The organism is Microlunatus speluncae (assembly GCF_009299835.1).
GTDB lineage: Bacteria > Actinomycetota > Actinomycetes > Propionibacteriales > Propionibacteriaceae > Microlunatus > Microlunatus speluncae.
Map to the genome: position 1 here is coordinate 648,857 of NZ_VKCZ01000019.1, position 18,459 is coordinate 667,315.

The following is an 18,459-nucleotide window of genomic DNA, read 5'->3' on the forward strand; positions in this document are numbered from 1 at the left end:
GATGAGTTCTGAGATTCTGGCCAGTGATCATCCCTCACATCCTCGTCCGGCCCGCAGAGACCTGTTGGCGGGGATCAGGGCGGCAGCAAGTCAGTACAGCCGAGCAGTCGCTGCGGCGCGCGAGGCGGGGCTAGGTGACTCAGCGATCGTCGATGCATCGGTCGATCTGCCAGACGCCTCGACCTGGCAGCGACCTAACGTGTTCGATGAAGCGCTGCTCGAAGCCCAGCGGTCGGAGGTCGAATGGCTCGCCACTACCGGGTTGACCGAAAATCAGATCGCCGCCCGGTTGGGAATCAGCTGTCGACGGATTCGGGAGTGGACCGCCGACCTGACGGTCCGGTGATCCATGCCGCTCCAGCTGCCGGGCCCGTCCTTGGCGCGTCTTCTCCGGCCGGCCGAAACCCCAGGCGAGGGCAACTCCCTGGCCTGCCCCCTTCAACAAGCTCAGGACATGCTTCGACAGGCTCAGCCTGGATCCGCCAATGATCTTGGATCGGTCGGATCGCGAGCTTCTCGTTCCCTGAGCCTGTCGAAGGGGAAACCAGGGTGCCCCCTCCTTCGGTTCGGCGATAGGCCGGGAAAGACGCACCAAAGGGGGTGACTGCGGTGGATAGGTGTCGCCGGCCGGGTGCCGGTCTCGGCCGGGTGGGTGGACGAGTCGGCTCGAGATCGTGCCGCCAGGGTTTGCTGCGGGCGGCGCACCCGTCGAGAGGACTGCTTGGCCTCAGGTTTCCGTGTGGTGGCCGGCTTCGCTCCCTTTTGTGTGGCTTCGCCCCACCTACAACGGCCGCGAAGCACGAGTAAAGGGCGCGAAGTCGAGTGATCATGCCATTCGTGAAGGCCGCCGACTGTGCCAACCCGTCCGCACACTGATCCAAGATCATCGGTGGATCCAGGCTGAGAGACTCGAGATCTTGAGGTATGCCAAGGAGTACAACAATGTTGATCAAGGAATCCCGGTCATGACCGGGTGTCACGACTCGTGGCTGGTCGCGGGATGACGGGAGACGACTCAGCCGGCGATGGTCCATTGATGCCGTACACCGATCTGGTGATGGACGCTCTGGCCGAGCTGGCAGACCCCGCTTATCAGGAACGGGTCTGGACCGGCCGATCACCGGGTGAGATGTCGTCGTTCGTCGAGTGCCTGGAGTTCCTGTTCGACGATTCCGGCCTCGCCGTGGCTTTGGATCGAGGCGCGGTGTTCGGGCCGGAGATCGACGCTCAGCTGCGTACCTTGGCCGAGCTGGCCCGACAGATCGGTCGCGACACCGAACCGTTCGAACGACTGGCCGCCGATCCCCGGTTCATCGAGTGCCGCCGGATCGCCGGCGCCGTCCACGCCCGGTTGTCGACCTAGCTGATCCCCGCCGATGTTCGGGTTTGTTCGACCGTGTTGTGGCAGGGGACGAAGACCGGTGGACTCGGACCCCGAGGCAACTCTTGGCCTTGCTGAGAACGATGCTCAAAGGGGTGCAGAAACCAATGACGGTCAACGCTGCAGAATGCATCAATTCACCCAACGTTCCGGTGGGGCCACCGCCGCCGGCGGTTCCCGTTGCGCCGACCCGCGGCATCGGCGAACTCACGCTGGACCTCTTCGCCCGCGGTGAGAACAACCAGCTGTATCACCGGTGGTGGACAGCCGGGAAGCCTTGGACCCAGTGGGAAAGCCTGCGGGGCGAGTTGGCCTCGGGTGCCGGTGCCGGTTCGCACAATGCGGGGATCGTGCACCTGGGGGTGCTTGGTTCCGGGCGGCGCATCCACGACCGCGCGTACGACCACGGCAGCGGATTGCTGCGCGGCTGGAGCAACTGGAAACCGCTCGGAACCAAGGAGTTCAACTCCGCGCCGACGGCGGCATCCTGGGGTACTGATCATTTCGCGATGTTCGCCCGGGGCACCGACAACAAGATCTGGCACAACCGCTACCGCTTCGGTGGCGGCGGCTGGACCGACTGGCAGCCGATCTTCGCCGGCGACACCCGTACCTTCAGTTCCGGTCCGGCAGCCGTCGCCTACGACACCGAACGGCTGCACGTGTTCGCCAAGGGCATCGACAACCTGATCTACGACATCCACACGCTTCCCCAAGGCGGCTGGAGCATGTGGACGCCGATCGGCACCCAGACCTTCGGTTCCGGACCGGCGGCGGCGTCGTGGGGGACCACCCATCTCGCCTTGTTCGCGGTCGGCACGGACCAGAAGGTATGGACCACCGCCTACCGATTCGGCACCGGCTGGGCGGCCTGGACGGCGATGTCGGGTGATCAACAGTTCACCGAAGCGCCGGCCGCCGGCACCCACAAGGCGAACACGCTGAACGTGTTCGCCCTGGGCACCAACGGGGAGATCTGGGAACGGGCTTGGAACGAGGCCGGCCAGACCTGGACCGCCTGGGCCTCGACCGGCGCCAAGAAGTTCACCTCCGGACCCGCCTGCACCTCCTGGAGCAACCGATGAGCGATCAGCCGAATCCTCCCTTCTCCACCGTGACCCGGCGCGCGCTGCTCGGCATCTCCGCCGGGCTCGCCGGGGCGGCGGCGCTCTCCCCGCTGGTCAGTGAGGTGGCCGCTGCCACCCCGGTCGGCGGCGCCGCGCCGCTCGCCGGCGCGCCGGAGATCCTGACCGACGACATCTTTCCGATCGGCTTGTTCTGGCCGCCGCCGCAACGGCAGACCAGAATCGAGCGCTACGACGAGATCGCCGAGTCCGGAATCAATCTGGTCATGGGTGGCAATGACCTGGTCAACAAGACCGCGAACCACGCGATGCTTCCGGTCGCCCACGACGCCGGACTGCGGGTGCTGCCGGTCGAGGACCGGATCAACCAGGTCGTGCCCAAGACGGGCTTCGAGGCCGACCTGCGCTCCGTCCTGGAGGAGTACGAGCGGTTCCCCGCGTTCAAGGGTTTCCGCATCGCCGACGAACCCAGCCCGATCCACTATCCACGCTTCCGCATGATCACCGACGTCCTGGCTGCGGCGTCACCGGACAAGCTGGCCCACATCAATCTGGTGCCGATCTACAGCGCCAATCTGGATGCGACGTATCAGGAGTTCCTGCGGCGCTACGTCGAGCAGGTCGACCTGCCGTTCATCTCCTTCGACCACTATCCGCTGCTCACCGACGACTCCGTCCGGGCGACCTTCTTCCTCAACCACCGGCGAATCCGTGAGGCGGGACTCGCCTCGCAGCGGCCGACCTGGGTGTATGTCTGTTCGGTCGACCACTGGAACCTGAAGAGGCCGAACTATGCCGAGCTGGCGTGGCAGATCACGATGGGACTCGTCTATGGCTGCAAGGGCATCCAATACTTCACCTACTGGACGCCGGAGAATCGGCCGGACTTCGAGTTCGGCGAGGCGCTGATCAAGAAGGACGGCTGCCAGTCGCAGGTCTATGTCGATGCCAAGGCGATCAACAACGGCTATCTGCAGCCGGTGGGCCGACAGCTCAAGCAGCTGGTGAGCGAGCGGGTGTTCTTCCACGTCGGCACGGGCAACCCTCCGTTGGGCGGCGACAGGTTCGACTCTGCGCAATCGGCCGTGCTGGAAGCGTTGGCCGGCTCCCCGGTCGTCGTCGGAGAATTCCGCCGGCAACCGGCCGGGTCAGAGCGGTGGATCCTCGTCGCCAATCGTTCCTACTCGGCCAACGCGAGCACGACGGTCACGGTGAAGTCGGGCGTCAGGGAAGTCGCCGTGTTCGATCCCGCGACCGGTCAGTATGCGGCCGTGCCGGTGACGAACCGCCAGTTCGCAGTCGCGATCGACCGGGGATTGGGCAAGCTGTACCGGATCACCACCAGCTGAGACCTGCCGTGAGGTGCGGGATGATCGCGACATGAGTCCATCGGTCGCCGGCCCGGGCCCCAACACGGTCGAACAAACCCGAACACCGGCGCCGGTCCGAGGATGAGCCGAGACCTAGCGCACCGGCGCCGGCAGCTGCTGCTCGAGCTGCTCCGCGTTCGAGGCGCCGTCAAGGTCAGCGAGCTGGCTCCTGAGCTCGGCGTGTCGGAGATGACTGTACGCCGTGACCTCGCCGCGCTCGCCGACCGTGGCCTGCTGGACAAGGTGTACGGCGGCGCCACCCTGGTCGAGCCCGACACCACCTTCCATGCCGCGCTCGAGCCGGCTCCGGCGGCAACGCAGCACCGGCGGCGGTTCACGATCGGGATGGTGGTGCCGTCCTTCAGCTATTACTGGCCGGCCATCATCGCGGGCGCCCGGTCTGCCGCCGACGCGGCCGGAGCTCGGCTGCTGCTGCGGTCGTCGTCCAGTGACCTGATCGACGACCGCAAGCAGATCTCCGCCCTGGCTTGCACTCCCGGCGTGGACGCGCTGATCGCGGCCCCCGGGCTCGAGGCCCCCGGCTCGGGCGCGCTGGTGCGTTGGCTGGAGCAGCTGCGGCAACCCGTCATGCTCGCCGAACGCCGGGCGCCGGCCTCGATGCTGGAGTGGGCGGTGTCGGACCACGCTGCCGGGGCGGCCATGGCTGTGCGGCATCTGCACGACAACGGTCACCGCCGCATCGGACTGTTTGCCCACGACCTCAGCCCCACGACGCCGCACATCCAACGCGGGTGGAGTGGCCAGCTTCGGGCCCTCGACCTCGACCCCGCCGCACAACTCGGCGGCCCGACTGCGGCCTTCACCGAACCCGGTCGCGATCGGGTCCTCGACGACGTCGTCGCCGACCTCCGCCGGCACCGTACGACCGCGGTCATCGTGCACTCCGACCCACCGGCCCAAGCCCTGGTCCAGCACTGCATCGACCTGGGAATGCGGATCCCCGACGACCTCGAAGTGGTCACCTATGACGACGAAGTCGCCCAGCTGAGCCAGCCGTCCCTCACCGCGGTCCGACCGCCCAAACATCACGTCGGCCGCGTCGCGGTCGAGTGTCTGGTCGCCCGCCTCCAGGAAGGTAGCAACCGCCCGGTGACCCGCGTCGTCCTCACGCCGGAACTGATCATCCGGCAATCGAGCCCGCGCCGGGATCGTGCGGCCGGTGAGACAACCCAGCTTTCCCGACCCACGGCGCCATGATCGGACGCGATGACTACTCTCACGATCTTCGTCTGGCTGTCGGCCTGAAAGGGTGAGTTCTTCTTGATCGACTCGACACGCAGCATCGTCTACCGCGAGAGCGGGCGGTTCGCGGGCTGGCCGGCCAACTACGGGCTGTGGGGCTGGGGCGAGGAGGTGGTGTCGATCTTCATCGCGGGCTGGCTCGGCCCGGACACCGGGCTGCACCCGCGGGACAGGTCGCGGCCGTTCGTCCCGGTCGTCGCGCGGAGCCTGGACGGCGGCCGGACCTGGACCCATGAACCGTTCACCGGCGTCGTGCCGGGCGGCGTCGAGACGCTGTCCGGGGACGAGCACGTCGACGAGGCCCTGCAGGTCGGGCCACGCCTCGACGCCGTCGAGTTCGTCGCGCCGGCCACAGCGGTGGACTTCACCGATCCGGAGACGATCGTGCTGGTCGCGCGGACCGGAATCGTCGACGGCGCCCGGTCCTGGTTCTACGTCAGCCGGGATCACGCCAGGACCTGGTCCGGGCCGCACCCGATCGGCGAGTTCGGGCAACGCGCGGTCGCCGCGCGGACCGACGTCGCGCCGCTCGGCCGTCACGAGGCGCTGTTCCAGTTGACCACTGGGAAGGACGACGGCAGCGAAGGCCGCGTCCTCTCGGTGTGGACCGGCGACGGCGGCCGGACCTTCGAGCCGCGTGGCTGGGTCGGCCCGGACCCGGATGGCTGGGCGATCATGCCCTCCTCGCTCGTGCTGGACGACGGCACGATCCTCTGCGCCCGGCGCTGTGCGGGCGCCGGTGACGGGGTGACGAAGCCGCACTGGATCGATCTGTACGCGAGCGACGACGACGGCCGCAGCTGGCGCCCGGCGGGGACCCCGGTCCCGGACGCCGGCGCCGGGGGCAACCCGCCGGCCCTGGTCCGGTTGGTCGACGAGCGACTGGTGCTGGTCTACGGCAGCCGAGCCGTTCCGTACGGGCTCCGCGCGGTGATCAGCGATGATCGTGGCGGGACCTGGAGCGAGACGGTGATCACCGACGACACCGCGGTCCGGGACATGGGCTACCCGCGGGCGATCACGATGGACGACGGCAGCGTGCTGGCCGTCTTCTACAGCAACGATGGCGACCGGTCGGAGCGCTTCATCGAAGCCGTACGGTGGGTGCCGTGACGAGTCCCGTACCGATGGCGCCCTTGATCATCTCCGCCGTTCCGACGCCGTTCGACGACGACCTCCGGATCGACCGGGACGCCTTCGTCGAGCTGTTGGAACGGCTGCCGGATGATCATGCCGACGTCCTCGTGGCCGGCACGACCGGCGAGTTCCCGGCCCTCGAGCGGGCGGAACGTGATCAGTTGGTGGACCTGGCCGTCGACGTCCTCGGGCCCGACCGGGTGGTCGCCCACGTCGGCGCCGGCTCGCTGTACGAGGCGCACCGGCTGGCCGAGCACGCGACGTCGAGCGGAGTTCGCCGCGTCGCGCTGCTGACCCCGTACTATCTGCCGGCCGACGATCGGCAGGTCGTCGAGCACGCCCACTCCTTCGCGGCGGCTCATCCGGAGTTGCAGGTCTTTCCCTATCTGTTCCCCGACCGGACCGGGGTCGAGGTCGGCGCGGCGACGTTCCGGGCGCTGATGGAACCCGTGAACGTCGCCGGAGCCAAGCTGTCCGGCCGCGCCAACGACGACTTCGCGACGTTCGCCGGACTGATCCGCCCGGACCAGGCGCTCTACACCGGTGACGACTCCCGGCTGCCGGTGATCAGGGCCGACGGGGGAGCGGGCGTGGTGTCCGGCTGCTTCGCCGCCGCTCCGGAACTGATGTTGCGCCATCGCGACGATCAGGTCGAGATCCGGCGCATCGTCGGGCTACTCGGGCCGTCGATCGCACGGCAGAAGCTGGCCCTGCGGCTGGCGTCGGGCCGGCCGTGGCGGTCCCGGATGTCCCTGCCGGTGATCACGACCGACGTCACCGGCGAGATCGCGGCCCTCGTCGAACAGGCACACCGGCTCGGGTAGCGCGGGTTCGAATCCCGTCGGGGCTGGGTGGACCGAGAAGACTGCGTCACATCCTAACCATGTGGCAGTCTGCGCACACCATTGCAGGTGAGGGTTACCTAACCTTAGCTCCGCCCGCCTTCCCCGATGGCGCCACCGTTCACGACCTCGTACGCTCCGAGACCGCTGGCCCCTCGCCTCTAGAAGAAGAGAAAGATGAGAACACCCATGAGCATCACCTCCCTGGGAAAGTTCGGCGCGGCCCTGACCGCCGCGCTGCTGAGCGCGACGCTCGTCCTCACTGCCTGCGGTAGCGACGCCAGGGACTCAGCCGGCGAAGTCAGCGAGACCCGCACCGTGCAGGCCGGCAACGGCGCCATCGAGGTCCCCGCCAACCCCCAGCGCATCGCCACGATCGGCAATACGACGCTGCCGTTCATCGACCTCGGCGGGAAACCGATCGGTGTCACGGCGGAGCCGGACTCCGATGTCGCGCGGTTGCCCGAGGACCAGCAGGCGACGTACGCGTCCGCCACGATTCTCGCCGCCAGTGCCGACGAGGTCGACATGGAGAAACTCGCCAGCCTGAAGCCGGACCTCATCCTGGTTCAGGTGCCCGACGCCGAGTTCGAGGCGATCGCGAAGGAGCTCGAGGCGATCGCCCCGACCGTGTTCTACGGGCTCGACGTCGAGTGGAAGGAGCTCGCCGACGGAGTAGCCGAGGCCGGCAAGGTGGCGGATGCGCTCAGCCAACAGAAGGCGGAGTTCGAGGGTAAGGTCGCCAAGATCAAGGAGAGCTACGGCAAGATCATCGCCGACACCTCCTTCGTCGACGTCATCCGCTGGACGTCGTCCGACCCCGGAACGTTCGCCATCGCCGACATCGGATGCTCCGAGATCGCCAGGGAAGACGTCGGACTGGATCTCCCCGAGGCTGCCGACGGCGACGAACCCCTGGCCTGGACGCCCATGTCGTTCGAGCAGCTCAGCGAGCTGTCGAAGTACGACGTGATCACCTACCCGGTCGACGCCGCGGGCAAGCCGACCGAGCCGTTCGTGCCGGTGATCGAGACGAACACGTGGAAGGCGCTGCCGGCCGTCACCTCCGGTCGCGCGCTCGGAGTCTTCTGCCCCGGTAACAACTCCTACGGAGCCGTCAACCGCTACCTGGACTCGCTCGACCTCGCCCTGGCAGCCCTCCCGGCCAAGCAGTGAGAACCCTCTCGCTGCCGGCGGCAGTCGGCTGGGACGAAGGGACGGGATGAATCCCTTCGTCGAGAAGCTGGCGAGCGGTGAGTGGAGTCCGGAAAGGTTCAGACGGCAGCTGGAGGAGACGGGCGCCCCGCTCGTCGAGCGGGTCTCGGCGACCGAGGTGGACGTGACGTTCGCCGACGAGCCGGGCGACAACACGGCGGTCGCGCTCGGGGTCGTCATCGGCCCCAGAATCGGCTTCAACCTGATCGACCCGGAGTTCTCGTCGGTGGCTGGGACGCCGTTTCACGTTCTGACCCTGCGGATGCGTTCCGACCTGCGCTTCTCGTACGTGTTCTCGCGGTCCGGGCCGACAGGGGAGGAGCGGCATCCGGACCCGTTCAATCCGCCGCCGGCATTCTCGGAGTGCTCGGTGGAGAGGTTCTCCGGGGCCTCGGTGGCGGCGCTGCCCGATGCGGTGCCGTTGCCCGGGCTCGACCAGGCCGAAGCGCGGCCGGCTCCGGCCGCGGAACCGGCGGTGTTGACGAGCGAGTTGCTGGGAGACGACCGTCGTGTCTGGGTCTCGCTGCCCCCGGGTGACCTTTCGGACGCGGGCCTGCTGCCGTACGTGATCCACCTGGACGGGACGCCGGAGCACAGCGCGCCGAGCGTGCGTGATGTCCTGGTCGAGGCGGGACTGATCCGACCCTGTGTGGTGGTCCTCGTCGAGAATGCCGGACCGCAGCGCGACGGGGAACTGCTCTGCAATCCCGCGTTCTCCCGGATGCTGGTCGAGGAACTGGTGCCGTGGCTGCACCACCGTCTGCGTCTTGAGGGTCTGGCGCTCTCGCGGGAACCCGCCGATGTGGCGCTGGCCGGTGAGAGCTTCGGCGGACTGTGCGCCGGATGGACGGCGCTGCACCACCCGACCACCTTCGGCAACGCCATCCTCCAGTCCCCGTCGTGTGGGTACCACCCTGACCTCACCTGGGGCACCGGGGCCCGTGAGCTGCTGCGCCGCACCCCCGTACCGACGCTGATCGCCGACTACCTCGCCGCGGAGACGGCGCCGATCCGCATCTTCCACGACGTGGGCGAACTGGAGAGCTCGAACACCCACAGCCGTTGGCTGGACCACGTGCTCACTCAGAAGGGTTACGACACCAGGTACCGAGAGTTCGCCGGGGGACACGACTACGCCTGGTGGCGCGGACTCTTCGCCGAGGCCCTGCAGTGGTGCTTCCCGCTCAAGGCGTCGTGAACCGCGGGTCCCTCGGTCCGGTTGAACCTCCTAGGGCAGGTCAGAGCCGGGTGCTGATTGGCTGGTCGCGCGGAACTCGCTGGGGCTGAGGCCGATACTGCGACGGAAGGTGCGGGCGAGATGCTGGCCCGAGCTGAAGCCGACCTCGATCGCGATCGCGGTGATCGTGAGGTCGCTGGTAGTGAGAAGTTGCCTGGCCCGGTTGAGCTTGCGATCGGTCTGGTACTCGTGTGGCCCTCGACCGAGCTCCGCGGAGAAGAGGGCGGCGAGGTAGTTGGGGGCCAGCCCGACCCTCGCCGCGAGAGTCCTGAGCGGCCAGTTGTGCGCGTACTCGCGATCAAGAAGGTGCTGCACCTCCTGGACGGCCGGGTGGCAGCCGATGGTGCGTACCGGGCCGGATCGGACCAGCCGGCGCGTCAACTCGAGGACGATGCGGTCCAGTGCGAGGGACAGTCCGGTCCCGAGTTGCTGCTGCGCGGTGGTGACCTCGTTGATCAACTGGGCGAAGGGATCGACGAGGCGGGCGGCGTCGCGCAGGTGGACCACCGGCTCGGGTACGGTCCACAACGGCCGGAGCTCGGGCTGCCGCTCCAGCGATCGGGCGGGATCGAAGGCTGCATAGGTGAAATGGATGTTCGCGCCCGGATGCTCGGCCATCGCGTGCACCGTGTCCGGAGCGACGCCGAGGAGATCTCCGGGCCGGACGGTCCAGGTCCGGTTGTCGGCCCGCCAGCGGGTGACGCCGTGCAACTGGAGGTAGAACTCCCAGGTCGGGTGATCATGATCGTCGATCATGAACCGGTGCGGCGCCCACTGCTCACCGGCGTGGAGCAGCCCTGACCCGGCGAGGTCGTGGACGTCGGCGGCGAATCCCGCGCGCAGATAGCGCGGCCGGGTCAGGGCCGGGGCCGCAGCGAAGGCCCGCGCTCGAGGATCGATCTGGCCAGTGTCAGGTGACACCTGAAGATCGTGCACGATCTCCTGCACATCGTGCAAGACCGCGGCCGGTCCGCACTGACAGGCTCATGATCATGCAGCAGCCTTCGACGTCACCTCAGCTGACCGACTCGCAGCAACGCCTGTTGCCTGCCCGCGCGGACGTGCAGTCCTACCGAGAGCACGGGTTCTGGATCTCCCCGGTGATCATTCCGGACGACGTCCTCGACGCCGCCGAGCGCGGCATGCAGCGCTACTACGCGGGAGACCTGGACAGCACCGGAATCCACCCGGCCGGCTGGGCCCCCGAGGTCGGCACCGGGCTACGCAAGAACGACTACTCGTCGCTGTGCGTCGACGAACTCGCGGCGCTCGTCCGGCACCCGATGATCGGCGCCACCGCCGCGGCACTGTCCGGGGCCGCCGGGATCCGGCTCTGGCATGATCAACTGCTGTACAAGCCGAGCGACGACGGCGACGGCAAGGTCAACGTCGGTTGGCACACCGACCGGCAGTACTGGGAATCCTGCACGTCGACCGAGATGCTGACGGCGTGGGTGGCCTTCCACGACGTCGATCCCGAGGGAGGATCGGTCGGTTTCCTCGACCGGAGCCACACCTGGGACGTCACCGGTCTGGACTTCTTCAGCCAAGACCTCGCCGGCCTGGAGGACTCGATCCGGGCCCAAGGATTCTCGTTCGATCTTCGTGCCACCACCATGAAGCGTGGCCAGGTCAGCTTCCACCATTGCCGGACCGTCCACGGCAGCGGCGCCAACCGGAGCGGCGCGCCCCGGCGTTCGCTGGCGATCCACCTGCAGCCGACCGACAATCGGCCCTTGGTCCGCGCGGACGGTCAGGTCGACCCCCACACCAACACCCGGCTGGCGCGTCAGACCGACGGCCTGCCCGACTTCGGTGAGGAACGCCTCTTCCCACTGCTGTGGGGACGATGAGCGCACGCCACGTCCGCTGCATCCGTGCCGCTTTCAATCCAGGAATGGCCGGATCGGTCCGAGACCGTCCGATCACCATCGTCGCGAGTCAGGGGCCGGCAGAGATCTGCCGGCAAGCAGCATGGCCGGAGTGCTCCCTGGATCAGTGGGCGGGATTCGATCTTGGCCTCGTTCGTGGCTCCCATCGATCGACAGATCCTTGCCGTCCGTCCTCGGTCAGCCGTAGACGGAGCTGCCGGAGTTGGCGGCACAGTGTCTGGGCCTGGTGGGGGTCAGACCGGTCCGGGTTTCGTCGTTGAGTGCTCGACCTCGGGCCAGGCGGCGTCGACATGGTCCCGGCCGAGCTGGGTCACCCGGAGAAGGGTTCGGCGCCCGCGGCCGCGGGCGCCGTCGCGGATGCTCAGTCCGTCCGCTGGGAGAGACTCGAGGTGGCGGGTAACGGTTTGCGGCCGGGTCTGATCAGACGATCCAAGCTGCGAGTCAGCAGCATCGCGACTATCCCCACCACGGCGAGCACAACCATCGTCAGGCCCAGCCACAGAGCCGAACGAGCCAAGCGCTGCTCCAACTCGCGATCGTGCTTCTTCCAGTCGTACCCCATCACCCCCACGGTAGAGAGCAACGGCGCGGCCCGGCTCAAACGGCGTGCATCTAGCCGGTAGCCGCATCCGTATGCGCGGATACATGTGCGGAACTTCTATGCACCCAACGTGTTGTATTTACCCAACACTGTTGTATTCTTCCAACATGGCGGCGGGTCGGCACTCGAAGAAGGAAGTTGCGGAGGCCCTACGAGGGCTGCCGGATCACTTCATCGTGGTGGCGACCGATGCCGGGCATCGGTGGGGTTATGTCGAGTGCACGGTGTGTGGTGATCGGCTGAGCATCTGGTCGACGCCGCGCAGCCCCGGGAATCACGCGAAGGACATTGCCCGGTTCGCGGCGCGGCACGAGCACCCGGAACGGAAGAAGAAGACCGAGCAGGAGAAGGAGGGCGGATCGTGACAACGACATATGAGTTCACCGCGGTGCTGGACCGGCCGGTCGTGACCGATGCCGATCATGACCGGCTGTTCGAGGCCGGGCTGGACGACACCACCCCGGAAGGGGCCCGGCTGCATGTGCACCGGGAGGCCGAGCGGCTGCTGGACGCGATCCAGTCGGTCATCGGCGATAGCCGGCGGGCCGGGTTCGAGGTCGTCGGCCTGGACGTGGAAGACCTGGTGACGATCGAGACGATCGCCGAACGGATCGGCCGGACGTATGAGTCGGTGCGGTTGTGGAAGACGGGCCGGCGCGGCCCGGGCGGCTTCCCGGAGCCGGTGAACACGGGCGGGTTCGGCCTGTACCGGTGGAGCGAGGTTAGGGCCTGGCTGACCGCCCACGGCCACGGCGCCGAGCTGCCCGACCTCGCCGACGAGCAACTCCTCGCGGCGGCCGATCACCTGTTGCGGGCCCGGGCGCTGGCCGGCGACGGCTGGCCGGCCCTGGCCCACCTCGCCGCATGACCACGACACCGTGCCGTGTCGCCTGTCTGCCGCTGCTGAACGCCTCGCACGAGTGCACCGAGTGCGGCGCACACATCGCCGAGCCGCACGCGTCGGGCTGTCCGGCCGGCCAAGACTGAAGGCCCGCCCCTTGGTCGGATCAAGATCATCGAGGTCAAGATCGCCGGGTGGGAGTTCAGCCAGCGCAGCGCGACAGTGCCCGTTCGATTCGCGGCGAGGATCCACGGCGCCGGCTGCTGATCGCTTCCGGGCGTGGCTCAGGCCGGTGGGAGGGCGGAGGTCATGATCATCGTTCCGGACTTGTCGAGGACCTTGATCATCTTGGCGTCGGCCCGCAGCACGGCCGCGTTGAGCTGGCAGTCCACCGGGAGTCGGGAGCCGACGAAGCCACCGGCGGTGTACTCCGTGCCGTTGTCGTCGACAAGAACCACGGTGAACGAGTTGCCGACCGGTAGCCCGCCGATCTCGACCCGGGTCTCGGTGCCCCAGGTGTGTGCCACGACGGCGCCGTTGACCTCGACTCCAGCCGGGGCATCGGAGAAGGTGATCGGCTCGACGGCACCGAGGGTGCCGGGCGGGCCCGTCGGCGGCTTGGGACGGGCCAGCTCGGCAATCGCCCCCTGCCCGAGCGCACCGGCCAGGACCAGGGCGACAGCCGCGGCCGCCAGCCCGATCCGGCGCCGTAACCTGCTCGTGCCACGGGACGCGGTGTCGTTCTCGGCGGCCTGGATGATCTTGGCGCGCAGCCTCGGCGGTGGTGCCGCCTCCCGGAAGATCGGCGCGTGCTCGAGGTGGGCGAGTTCCGGACCGAACTGGTCGAACTCGATCCCGGGGAATCGCTGCAGCAGGGTGTCGAGCTCGAGCTGTTCCGGCCCGGTCAGCGGCCGGTCTTCGCCGAGCTCGAGCAACTGGAGCACCCGGGCACGGCCAGCGGTCTCATCGGGATCAGCCATGGCTTTCACCAGCCTCCTTCAGCGCCTCGCGGAGCGACTTCAACCCGTAGTACATCCTGGTCCGCAGGGTCGCGACCGGCACCCCGGTTCGCTCCGCTAACGTGTCGTACGACAGCCCGCGCAGCCGGATCTGCACCACGACCTCGCGGTGTTCCCGGCTGAGCCGGGCCAGTGCTTCGGTGACGATCAGGCGGTCCAGCGTTGCCATGGTGCGGTCGGCAGCCTGACGTAGCTGATCATCATCGGATTCGGAATCCCTCGGCAGCGGCCGCCGAGCCCGGGCCCGGTGGGCGTCGATGATCACGTTCCGGGCGATCGCGAACAGCCAGGTCCGGAGCGACGCCAGATCCGGACGGTAGGAATGTCGTGATCGCCAGGCGCGGACGAAGACATCCTGGACACAGTCCTCGGCCTCACCGCGATCACCCAGCGCATTCAGCGCGAACGCGAACACCGAGGCACCGTGACCGTCGTACAACTCGGCCACGTCGAACCCGTCCTTCGACCGGCGCAGCACACCACGCTCCTCGTCCTTCGGCGCCTCGTCAGTCGGCTCAGAAGAACCCGCCGAGCAAGCCCTCCAGCAGGTCGGCCGAACCGGGCTGGGCGTTGTCCGGATCCCATTCCGGACCGTACCCGCCCGGCGTCCATTCCGGACCGTACCCGCCCGGGGACCACTCGGATCCGTAGCCACCCTCCGGCCGTGGGCCCGCAGCAGCGGCCGGCGTTACGCCGATCGCCACCGCCGCGACGACGACCAGGCCGGCAAGAACAGTGCGAATCCTTGACATGACAGTCTCCTCTGGCTCGTTGTGAGTTGCCGCAGGGGGATACGTCCGACGCCGCGGTTTCATTCAAACGACGCACGGAATTTCCTGACTCCGGCCGGACGACCCGGCGGATTCCGACGCAAGATCACAGAGGGCAATGTGCAGGAGATGTTCGGGCCGGCGAGTAGAGTCCCTCCGTGCTTGTGCGACGGTCCGCGTCGAAGACTGCGGCAGTAGGTTTCCTGATCGGATTCGCCCTCCTCATCAGTGGTTGCGGAAGTGTCCCTCCGGGGACGTCCGCGCCGCCGCCACAAACGTCATCGAGCCAGGCGGGTCCGGGTGCCTCGAGCTCGCCCAGCGGCGACGGTTCGCCGACCGGCGCCCCGTCCAGCCGGCCACCGTCGAGTGCGCCGCCGTCCAGCCAACCGCCGGAGCAGGCGGCGGTCGACTGCAAGAAGCTGAAGTGTGTCGCGCTCACCTATGACGACGGGCCGAGCCCGGAGACCACGCCGCAACTGCTGAAGATCTTGAAGAAGTACAAGGCCAGGGCGACGTTCTTCCAACTGGGCAGCTTGGCTTCGCAGTACCCGGAGCTGGAGAAGCAGATCCACGAGCTGGGCTCCGAGGTGGCCAATCACTCGTGGAACCACGAGACGCTGAGCAGACTGTCGTCGGACGGCGCCGAGCGAAACCTCACGAGAGCCACCAAGGCGATCGAGAAGGGCTGTGGGTGCAAGATCACGCTGATGCGTCCCCCGGGCGGATCGACCGACAAGTCCCTGGACAAGACGACGAAGCGGCTCGGCCTGGCGGAGATCATGTGGGATGTCGACACCCGTGACTGGGAGACGCTGAACACGTCTTCCACGCGCCGCAGCGCCCTCAATGCGCACCGGAACCAGGTCGTCCTGATGCACGACATCCACCAGCCCACGATCGATGCCCAGGACGATGTGATCTCAGGCCTGCAGGACAAGGGATACACGCTGGTAACGGTCAGCGAACTGCTCGGGAAGCAGGCCGCCCCCGGAACGCGATACCCCAAGTCCTGGGGTAGCTACTGATCAAGGCGACGCCGGCGCCGCGTTGATCACCAACAATCGGAGAGGTCGTCACCGTGCCCTACGATGCCGAGTTGGCCGAACGCGTACGTTCTGCGCTTTCCGGCCGCGACGCCGTCCGCGAGATCAAGATGTTCGGTGGCCTTGCCTTCATGCTCGAGGAGCGGATGGTCGTCTGCGTCTCCGCGGGCGGTGCCGCCCTGCTCGTTCGGGTTTCGCCCGATCGTGACGCCGAGCTCCTGACCGAGCCCGGTGCCCAGCGGGCCGAGATGGGCCAAGGTCGATCCATGGGCGAGGGCTGGATCACGGTCGATCAAGATGTCGTCGATTCCGACGACGAACTCAGGCATTGGATCGACGCCGCCCTGGCGTTCCATGCCGAGGGATCGGGCAGGAATCCGGGCACCAAGCGGAAGCAGGCGACCAAGAAACCCGCCTAGTCGACCAACGGAAGCGACCAGTCCGAAACCGGTTCCGGTCCATTCAGGTCCTCCATCAGCTTCGGTAGGGTCCGAAGGGTCGGTGGCTGCCGGCGTGGGCGGAGGAGGAACTGGTGGTAGGCAACAAGGCTGTGACCTATGTCGGTTCAGGCAAGGTCGAGGTCCGAAACATCGACTATCCGGGGCTGGAGCTTCGGGACGGTCCGGGCGTCAACCCGGCCAATGTCGGGCGGAAGGCGCCGCACGGCGTGATCTTGAAAAATGTCGCGACCAACATCTGCGGCAGTGATCAGCACATGGTGCGTGGTCGTACGACGGCGCCGGAAGGACTGGTGCTGGGTCACGAGATCACCGGCGAGGTGGTCGAGAAGGGCCCGGACGTCGAGTTCATCGAGGTCGGCGATCTGTGCTCGGTGCCGTTCAACATCTCCTGTGGCCGCTGCCGCAACTGCAAGACGGGCAAGACCGGCATCTGCCTGAACGTGAATCCGGACCGGCCGGGATCGGCGTACGGGTACGTCGACATGGGTGGTTGGGTCGGTGGCCAGGCGGAGTACGTGATGGTGCCGTACGCCGACTGGAACCTGCTGAAATTCCCCGACCGGGACCAGGCGATGGAGAAGATCCTCGACCTGACGATGCTCTCCGACATCTTTCCGACCGGCTATCACGGCTGTGTCTCCGCCGGGGTCACCACCGGCTCCACGGTCTACATCGCCGGCGCGGGCCCGGTCGGACTGGCCGCGGCGACCTCGGCGTTCCTCCTCGGCGCGGCCGTGGTGATCGTCGGCGACCTCAACGCCGACCGACTGGCCAAGGCCCGGAGCTTCGGCTGCGAGACGATCGACGTCTCCCAGGGTGAACCGCAAGATCAGATCGAGCAGATCCTCGGCGTGCCGGAGGTGGACTGCGCGGTCGATGCCGTCGGGTTCGAGGCTCGCGGGCACGGTCCGGACGGGGCGGCCGTCGAGAAGCCGGCCAGCGTCCTGAACTCCCTGATGGACCTGACCAGGGCCGGCGGCTCGCTCGGCATTCCCGGGCTTTATGTCACCGGTGATCCCGGGGCCCAGGAGGAGGCGGCCAAGGTCGGTTCGCTGTCCCTACGGCTCGGACTCGGCTGGGCCAAGTCGCACGCGTTCTACACCGGGCAGTGCCCGGTGATGCGCTACAACCACCAGCTGATGATGGCCATCCTGCATGATCGGGTGCAGATCGCGAAGAACGTCGACGCCACCCCGATCTCCCTCGACGACGCGCCGCAGGGCTATGCCGATTTCGATCAAGGAGCGGCCAAGAAGTTCGTCCTCGACCCGCACGGACTGATCCGTGCGACCCACTCCGGCCAGGCGGTGAGCGCGTGACAGGTCCGATCAGCGAGCCGGCGCTCGACTATCGGTGGTCGGCCTTCCCGCAGGATCCGGCGAGGGCCGACGGCTGGGCCCACCACGGCGTGGCCGTGACGACGGACGGCCGGGTCGTGACCTTCGCCCCGTCGGGTGACGAGGTGGTGATCTTCGACGCCGAGGGGAATCGGCTGGACAGCTGGTCCACCGGGCTGACCGAGGGCCACTGCATCTCCCTGTCCCGCGACGCCGACGGTGATCACGTCTGGATCGCCGACCCGGGCAGCAAGATGATCACCGACTCGCCGGGCCACTACCACGGCTTCACGCCCGGTGATCATGGTCGGGTGGCCAAGTTCGACCTGTCCGGGCGGTTGGTGCTCGAGCTGCCGCGCCCGGATCACCCGGCCTACGACGAGGGCCGATTCGCTCCGACCTCGGTCGTGGCGGATGCCACCGGCGACGGCGGTGCGGGCGAGGTCTGGGTCGGCGACGGCTACGGCGCCAGCCTGGTCCATGCCTACGGCCCGGACGGCGACTATCGGCGGACGCTGCCGAACGAGTTCAAGTGTCCGCACGGCTTGATCATCGACCGCCGCCGGGACGAGCCGGAGCTCTACGTCGCCGACCGGGAGAACCAGCGACTGCAGGTCTTCGGCCTGGACGGGGAGTTTCGTCGCATGTCCGGCGAGGGGTTGCTCCGGCGTCCCTCGGCGTTCGCCATCTCGGGTGCGTACCTGATCATCGCCGAACTGGAGGCGCGGGTGGCGGTGCTGGACCTCGATGATCAACTTGTCGGCTACATCGGCGCCGACGACGAAGCGGTGTCGCGCGCCGGCTGGCCCAACGCGATCTCGCCCGACGGCCTGACCGTCCGCCCCGACGTGCAGCCGGGCCGGTTCAACTCTCCTCATGGGGTTGCGGTCACTGCCGACGGCAAGATCGTCGTCGCCGAGTGGCTGATCGGTGGGCGGGTGAACCGACTGGAGCGGTGAGGCCGG

At 67.8% G+C, this 18,459-nt stretch carries 21 protein-coding genes; 16 read left to right on the top strand and 5 right to left on the bottom strand.

What is annotated here, in order from left to right; genetic code table 11:
• Position 1 precedes the first annotated feature (1 nt).
• The 9 genes from FNH24_RS25205 to FNH24_RS25245 all read left to right on the top strand — a co-directional run bounded on the left by FNH24_RS25205 (position 2) and on the right by FNH24_RS25245 (position 9,491).
• Complete coding sequence (locus FNH24_RS25205; RefSeq protein WP_152364963.1) at positions 2 to 346, top strand: hypothetical protein; 345 nt, start codon at positions 2 to 4, stop codon at positions 344 to 346.
• A 690-nt stretch (positions 347 to 1,036) separates the two neighbouring features.
• The gene (locus FNH24_RS25210) at positions 1,037 to 1,363 is read left to right on the top strand and encodes a hypothetical protein (RefSeq protein ID WP_152364964.1); all 327 of its coding nucleotides are present in this window, start codon (positions 1,037 to 1,039) and stop codon (positions 1,361 to 1,363) included.
• A gap of 170 nt (positions 1,364 to 1,533) precedes the next feature.
• Positions 1,534 to 2,466, top strand: a complete 933-nt coding sequence (locus FNH24_RS25215; protein WP_161606307.1) for a DUF8189 domain-containing protein — start codon at positions 1,534 to 1,536, stop codon at positions 2,464 to 2,466.
• On the top strand, positions 2,463 to 3,815 hold the full coding sequence (locus FNH24_RS25220; protein WP_152364966.1) for a hypothetical protein: 1,353 nt from the start codon (positions 2,463 to 2,465) through the stop codon (positions 3,813 to 3,815). The genes FNH24_RS25215 and FNH24_RS25220 overlap by 4 nt, the downstream gene beginning before the upstream one ends.
• Positions 3,816 to 3,917: 102 nt before the next feature.
• Positions 3,918 to 5,054, top strand: a complete 1,137-nt coding sequence (locus FNH24_RS25225) for a LacI family DNA-binding transcriptional regulator (RefSeq protein ID WP_152364967.1) — start codon at positions 3,918 to 3,920, stop codon at positions 5,052 to 5,054.
• Between the two features lie 63 nt (positions 5,055 to 5,117).
• On the top strand, positions 5,118 to 6,212 hold the full coding sequence (locus FNH24_RS25230) for a sialidase family protein (protein WP_152364968.1): 1,095 nt from the start codon (positions 5,118 to 5,120) through the stop codon (positions 6,210 to 6,212).
• Complete coding sequence (locus tag FNH24_RS25235) at positions 6,209 to 7,060, top strand: dihydrodipicolinate synthase family protein (protein WP_152364969.1); 852 nt, start codon at positions 6,209 to 6,211, stop codon at positions 7,058 to 7,060. The genes FNH24_RS25230 and FNH24_RS25235 overlap by 4 nt, the downstream gene beginning before the upstream one ends.
• A 207-nt stretch (positions 7,061 to 7,267) precedes the next feature.
• Positions 7,268 to 8,254: an ABC transporter substrate-binding protein gene (locus FNH24_RS25240; RefSeq protein ID WP_152364970.1), complete on the top strand. Its 987-nt coding sequence runs from the start codon at positions 7,268 to 7,270 to the stop codon at positions 8,252 to 8,254.
• A 46-nt stretch (positions 8,255 to 8,300) separates the two neighbouring features.
• Complete coding sequence (locus FNH24_RS25245; RefSeq protein ID WP_152364971.1) at positions 8,301 to 9,491, top strand: alpha/beta hydrolase; 1,191 nt, start codon at positions 8,301 to 8,303, stop codon at positions 9,489 to 9,491.
• A 30-nt stretch (positions 9,492 to 9,521) separates the two neighbouring features.
• Here the strand turns inward: FNH24_RS25245 and FNH24_RS25250 are convergent, their stop codons facing one another.
• Positions 9,522 to 10,451 carry a helix-turn-helix transcriptional regulator gene (locus FNH24_RS25250; RefSeq protein ID WP_152364972.1) on the bottom strand — a complete coding sequence of 310 codons (930 nt, stop codon included), beginning with the start codon at positions 10,449 to 10,451 and terminating at the stop codon, positions 9,522 to 9,524.
• Between the two features lie 71 nt (positions 10,452 to 10,522).
• Here FNH24_RS25250 and FNH24_RS25255 point away from each other — a divergent pair, with 71 nt between their 5' ends.
• Positions 10,523 to 11,383 carry a phytanoyl-CoA dioxygenase family protein gene (locus tag FNH24_RS25255; RefSeq protein ID WP_152364973.1) on the top strand — a complete coding sequence of 287 codons (861 nt, stop codon included), beginning with the start codon at positions 10,523 to 10,525 and terminating at the stop codon, positions 11,381 to 11,383.
• Positions 11,384 to 11,783: 400 nt separating this feature from the next.
• Here FNH24_RS25255 and FNH24_RS25260 read toward each other — a convergent pair whose 3' ends face one another.
• A complete protein-coding gene (locus FNH24_RS25260; RefSeq protein WP_152364974.1) occupies positions 11,784 to 11,984 on the bottom strand; it encodes a hypothetical protein in 201 nt (66 codons plus the stop codon).
• A 146-nt stretch (positions 11,985 to 12,130) separates the two neighbouring features.
• Here FNH24_RS25260 and FNH24_RS25265 point away from each other — a divergent pair, with 146 nt between their 5' ends.
• A complete protein-coding gene (locus FNH24_RS25265) occupies positions 12,131 to 12,388 on the top strand; it encodes a hypothetical protein (RefSeq protein ID WP_152364975.1) in 258 nt (85 codons plus the stop codon).
• Positions 12,385 to 12,891: a hypothetical protein gene (locus FNH24_RS25270; RefSeq protein ID WP_152364976.1), complete on the top strand. Its 507-nt coding sequence runs from the start codon at positions 12,385 to 12,387 to the stop codon at positions 12,889 to 12,891. Before FNH24_RS25265 ends, FNH24_RS25270 begins: the two co-directional genes overlap by 4 nt.
• A gap of 257 nt (positions 12,892 to 13,148) precedes the next feature.
• Here FNH24_RS25270 and FNH24_RS25275 read toward each other — a convergent pair whose 3' ends face one another.
• Genes FNH24_RS25275 through FNH24_RS31595 form a run of 3 tightly spaced genes read right to left on the bottom strand, consistent with a single transcriptional unit; the run spans position 13,149 to position 14,635 of the window.
• A complete protein-coding gene (locus tag FNH24_RS25275; protein ID WP_152364977.1) occupies positions 13,149 to 13,844 on the bottom strand; it encodes a hypothetical protein in 696 nt (231 codons plus the stop codon).
• Complete coding sequence (locus tag FNH24_RS25280; RefSeq protein WP_161606308.1) at positions 13,837 to 14,361, bottom strand: sigma-70 family RNA polymerase sigma factor; 525 nt, start codon at positions 14,359 to 14,361, stop codon at positions 13,837 to 13,839. Before FNH24_RS25280 ends, FNH24_RS25275 begins: the two co-directional genes overlap by 8 nt.
• Positions 14,362 to 14,398: 37 nt before the next feature.
• Positions 14,399 to 14,635, bottom strand: a complete 237-nt coding sequence (locus FNH24_RS31595) for a hypothetical protein (RefSeq protein ID WP_161606309.1) — start codon at positions 14,633 to 14,635, stop codon at positions 14,399 to 14,401.
• A gap of 182 nt (positions 14,636 to 14,817) precedes the next feature.
• On the opposite strand from FNH24_RS31595, the gene FNH24_RS25285 reads away from it, so the two are divergent.
• The 4 genes from FNH24_RS25285 (at position 14,818) to FNH24_RS25300 (ending at position 18,453) form a co-directional block, all read left to right on the top strand.
• Complete coding sequence (locus FNH24_RS25285; protein ID WP_246187072.1) at positions 14,818 to 15,678, top strand: polysaccharide deacetylase family protein; 861 nt, start codon at positions 14,818 to 14,820, stop codon at positions 15,676 to 15,678.
• Positions 15,679 to 15,731: 53 nt separating this feature from the next.
• Positions 15,732 to 16,115 (top strand): TfoX/Sxy family protein, encoded by a 384-nt coding sequence (locus tag FNH24_RS25290; protein WP_152364980.1) that lies wholly within the window; start codon positions 15,732 to 15,734, stop codon positions 16,113 to 16,115.
• A gap of 113 nt (positions 16,116 to 16,228) precedes the next feature.
• Positions 16,229 to 17,476 (top strand): formaldehyde dehydrogenase, glutathione-independent, encoded by a 1,248-nt coding sequence (gene fdhA, locus FNH24_RS25295; protein WP_152364981.1) that lies wholly within the window; start codon positions 16,229 to 16,231, stop codon positions 17,474 to 17,476.
• The gene (locus FNH24_RS25300; protein ID WP_217428500.1) at positions 17,473 to 18,453 is read left to right on the top strand and encodes an NHL repeat-containing protein; all 981 of its coding nucleotides are present in this window, start codon (positions 17,473 to 17,475) and stop codon (positions 18,451 to 18,453) included. The genes fdhA and FNH24_RS25300 overlap by 4 nt, the downstream gene beginning before the upstream one ends.
• The last annotated feature ends 6 nt before the right edge of the window (positions 18,454 to 18,459 follow it).

Coding starts and splice junctions, on each gene's coding strand:
- FNH24_RS25205 (WP_152364963.1), top strand. CDS start 2: ATGAGTTCTGAGATTCTGGCCAGTGATCATCCCTCACATCCTCGTCCG.
- FNH24_RS25210 (WP_152364964.1), top strand. CDS start 1,037: ATGCCGTACACCGATCTGGTGATGGACGCTCTGGCCGAGCTGGCAGAC.
- FNH24_RS25220 (WP_152364966.1), top strand. CDS start 2,463: ATGAGCGATCAGCCGAATCCTCCCTTCTCCACCGTGACCCGGCGCGCG.
- FNH24_RS25225 (WP_152364967.1), top strand. CDS start 3,918: ATGAGCCGAGACCTAGCGCACCGGCGCCGGCAGCTGCTGCTCGAGCTG.
- FNH24_RS25240 (WP_152364970.1), top strand. CDS start 7,268: ATGAGCATCACCTCCCTGGGAAAGTTCGGCGCGGCCCTGACCGCCGCG.
- FNH24_RS25245 (WP_152364971.1), top strand. CDS start 8,301: ATGAATCCCTTCGTCGAGAAGCTGGCGAGCGGTGAGTGGAGTCCGGAA.
- FNH24_RS25255 (WP_152364973.1), top strand. CDS start 10,523: ATGCAGCAGCCTTCGACGTCACCTCAGCTGACCGACTCGCAGCAACGC.
- FNH24_RS25260 (WP_152364974.1), bottom strand. CDS start 11,984: ATGGGGTACGACTGGAAGAAGCACGATCGCGAGTTGGAGCAGCGCTTG.
- FNH24_RS25265 (WP_152364975.1), top strand. CDS start 12,131: ATGGCGGCGGGTCGGCACTCGAAGAAGGAAGTTGCGGAGGCCCTACGA.
- FNH24_RS25275 (WP_152364977.1), bottom strand. CDS start 13,844: ATGGCTGATCCCGATGAGACCGCTGGCCGTGCCCGGGTGCTCCAGTTG.
- FNH24_RS31595 (WP_161606309.1), bottom strand. CDS start 14,635: ATGTCAAGGATTCGCACTGTTCTTGCCGGCCTGGTCGTCGTCGCGGCG.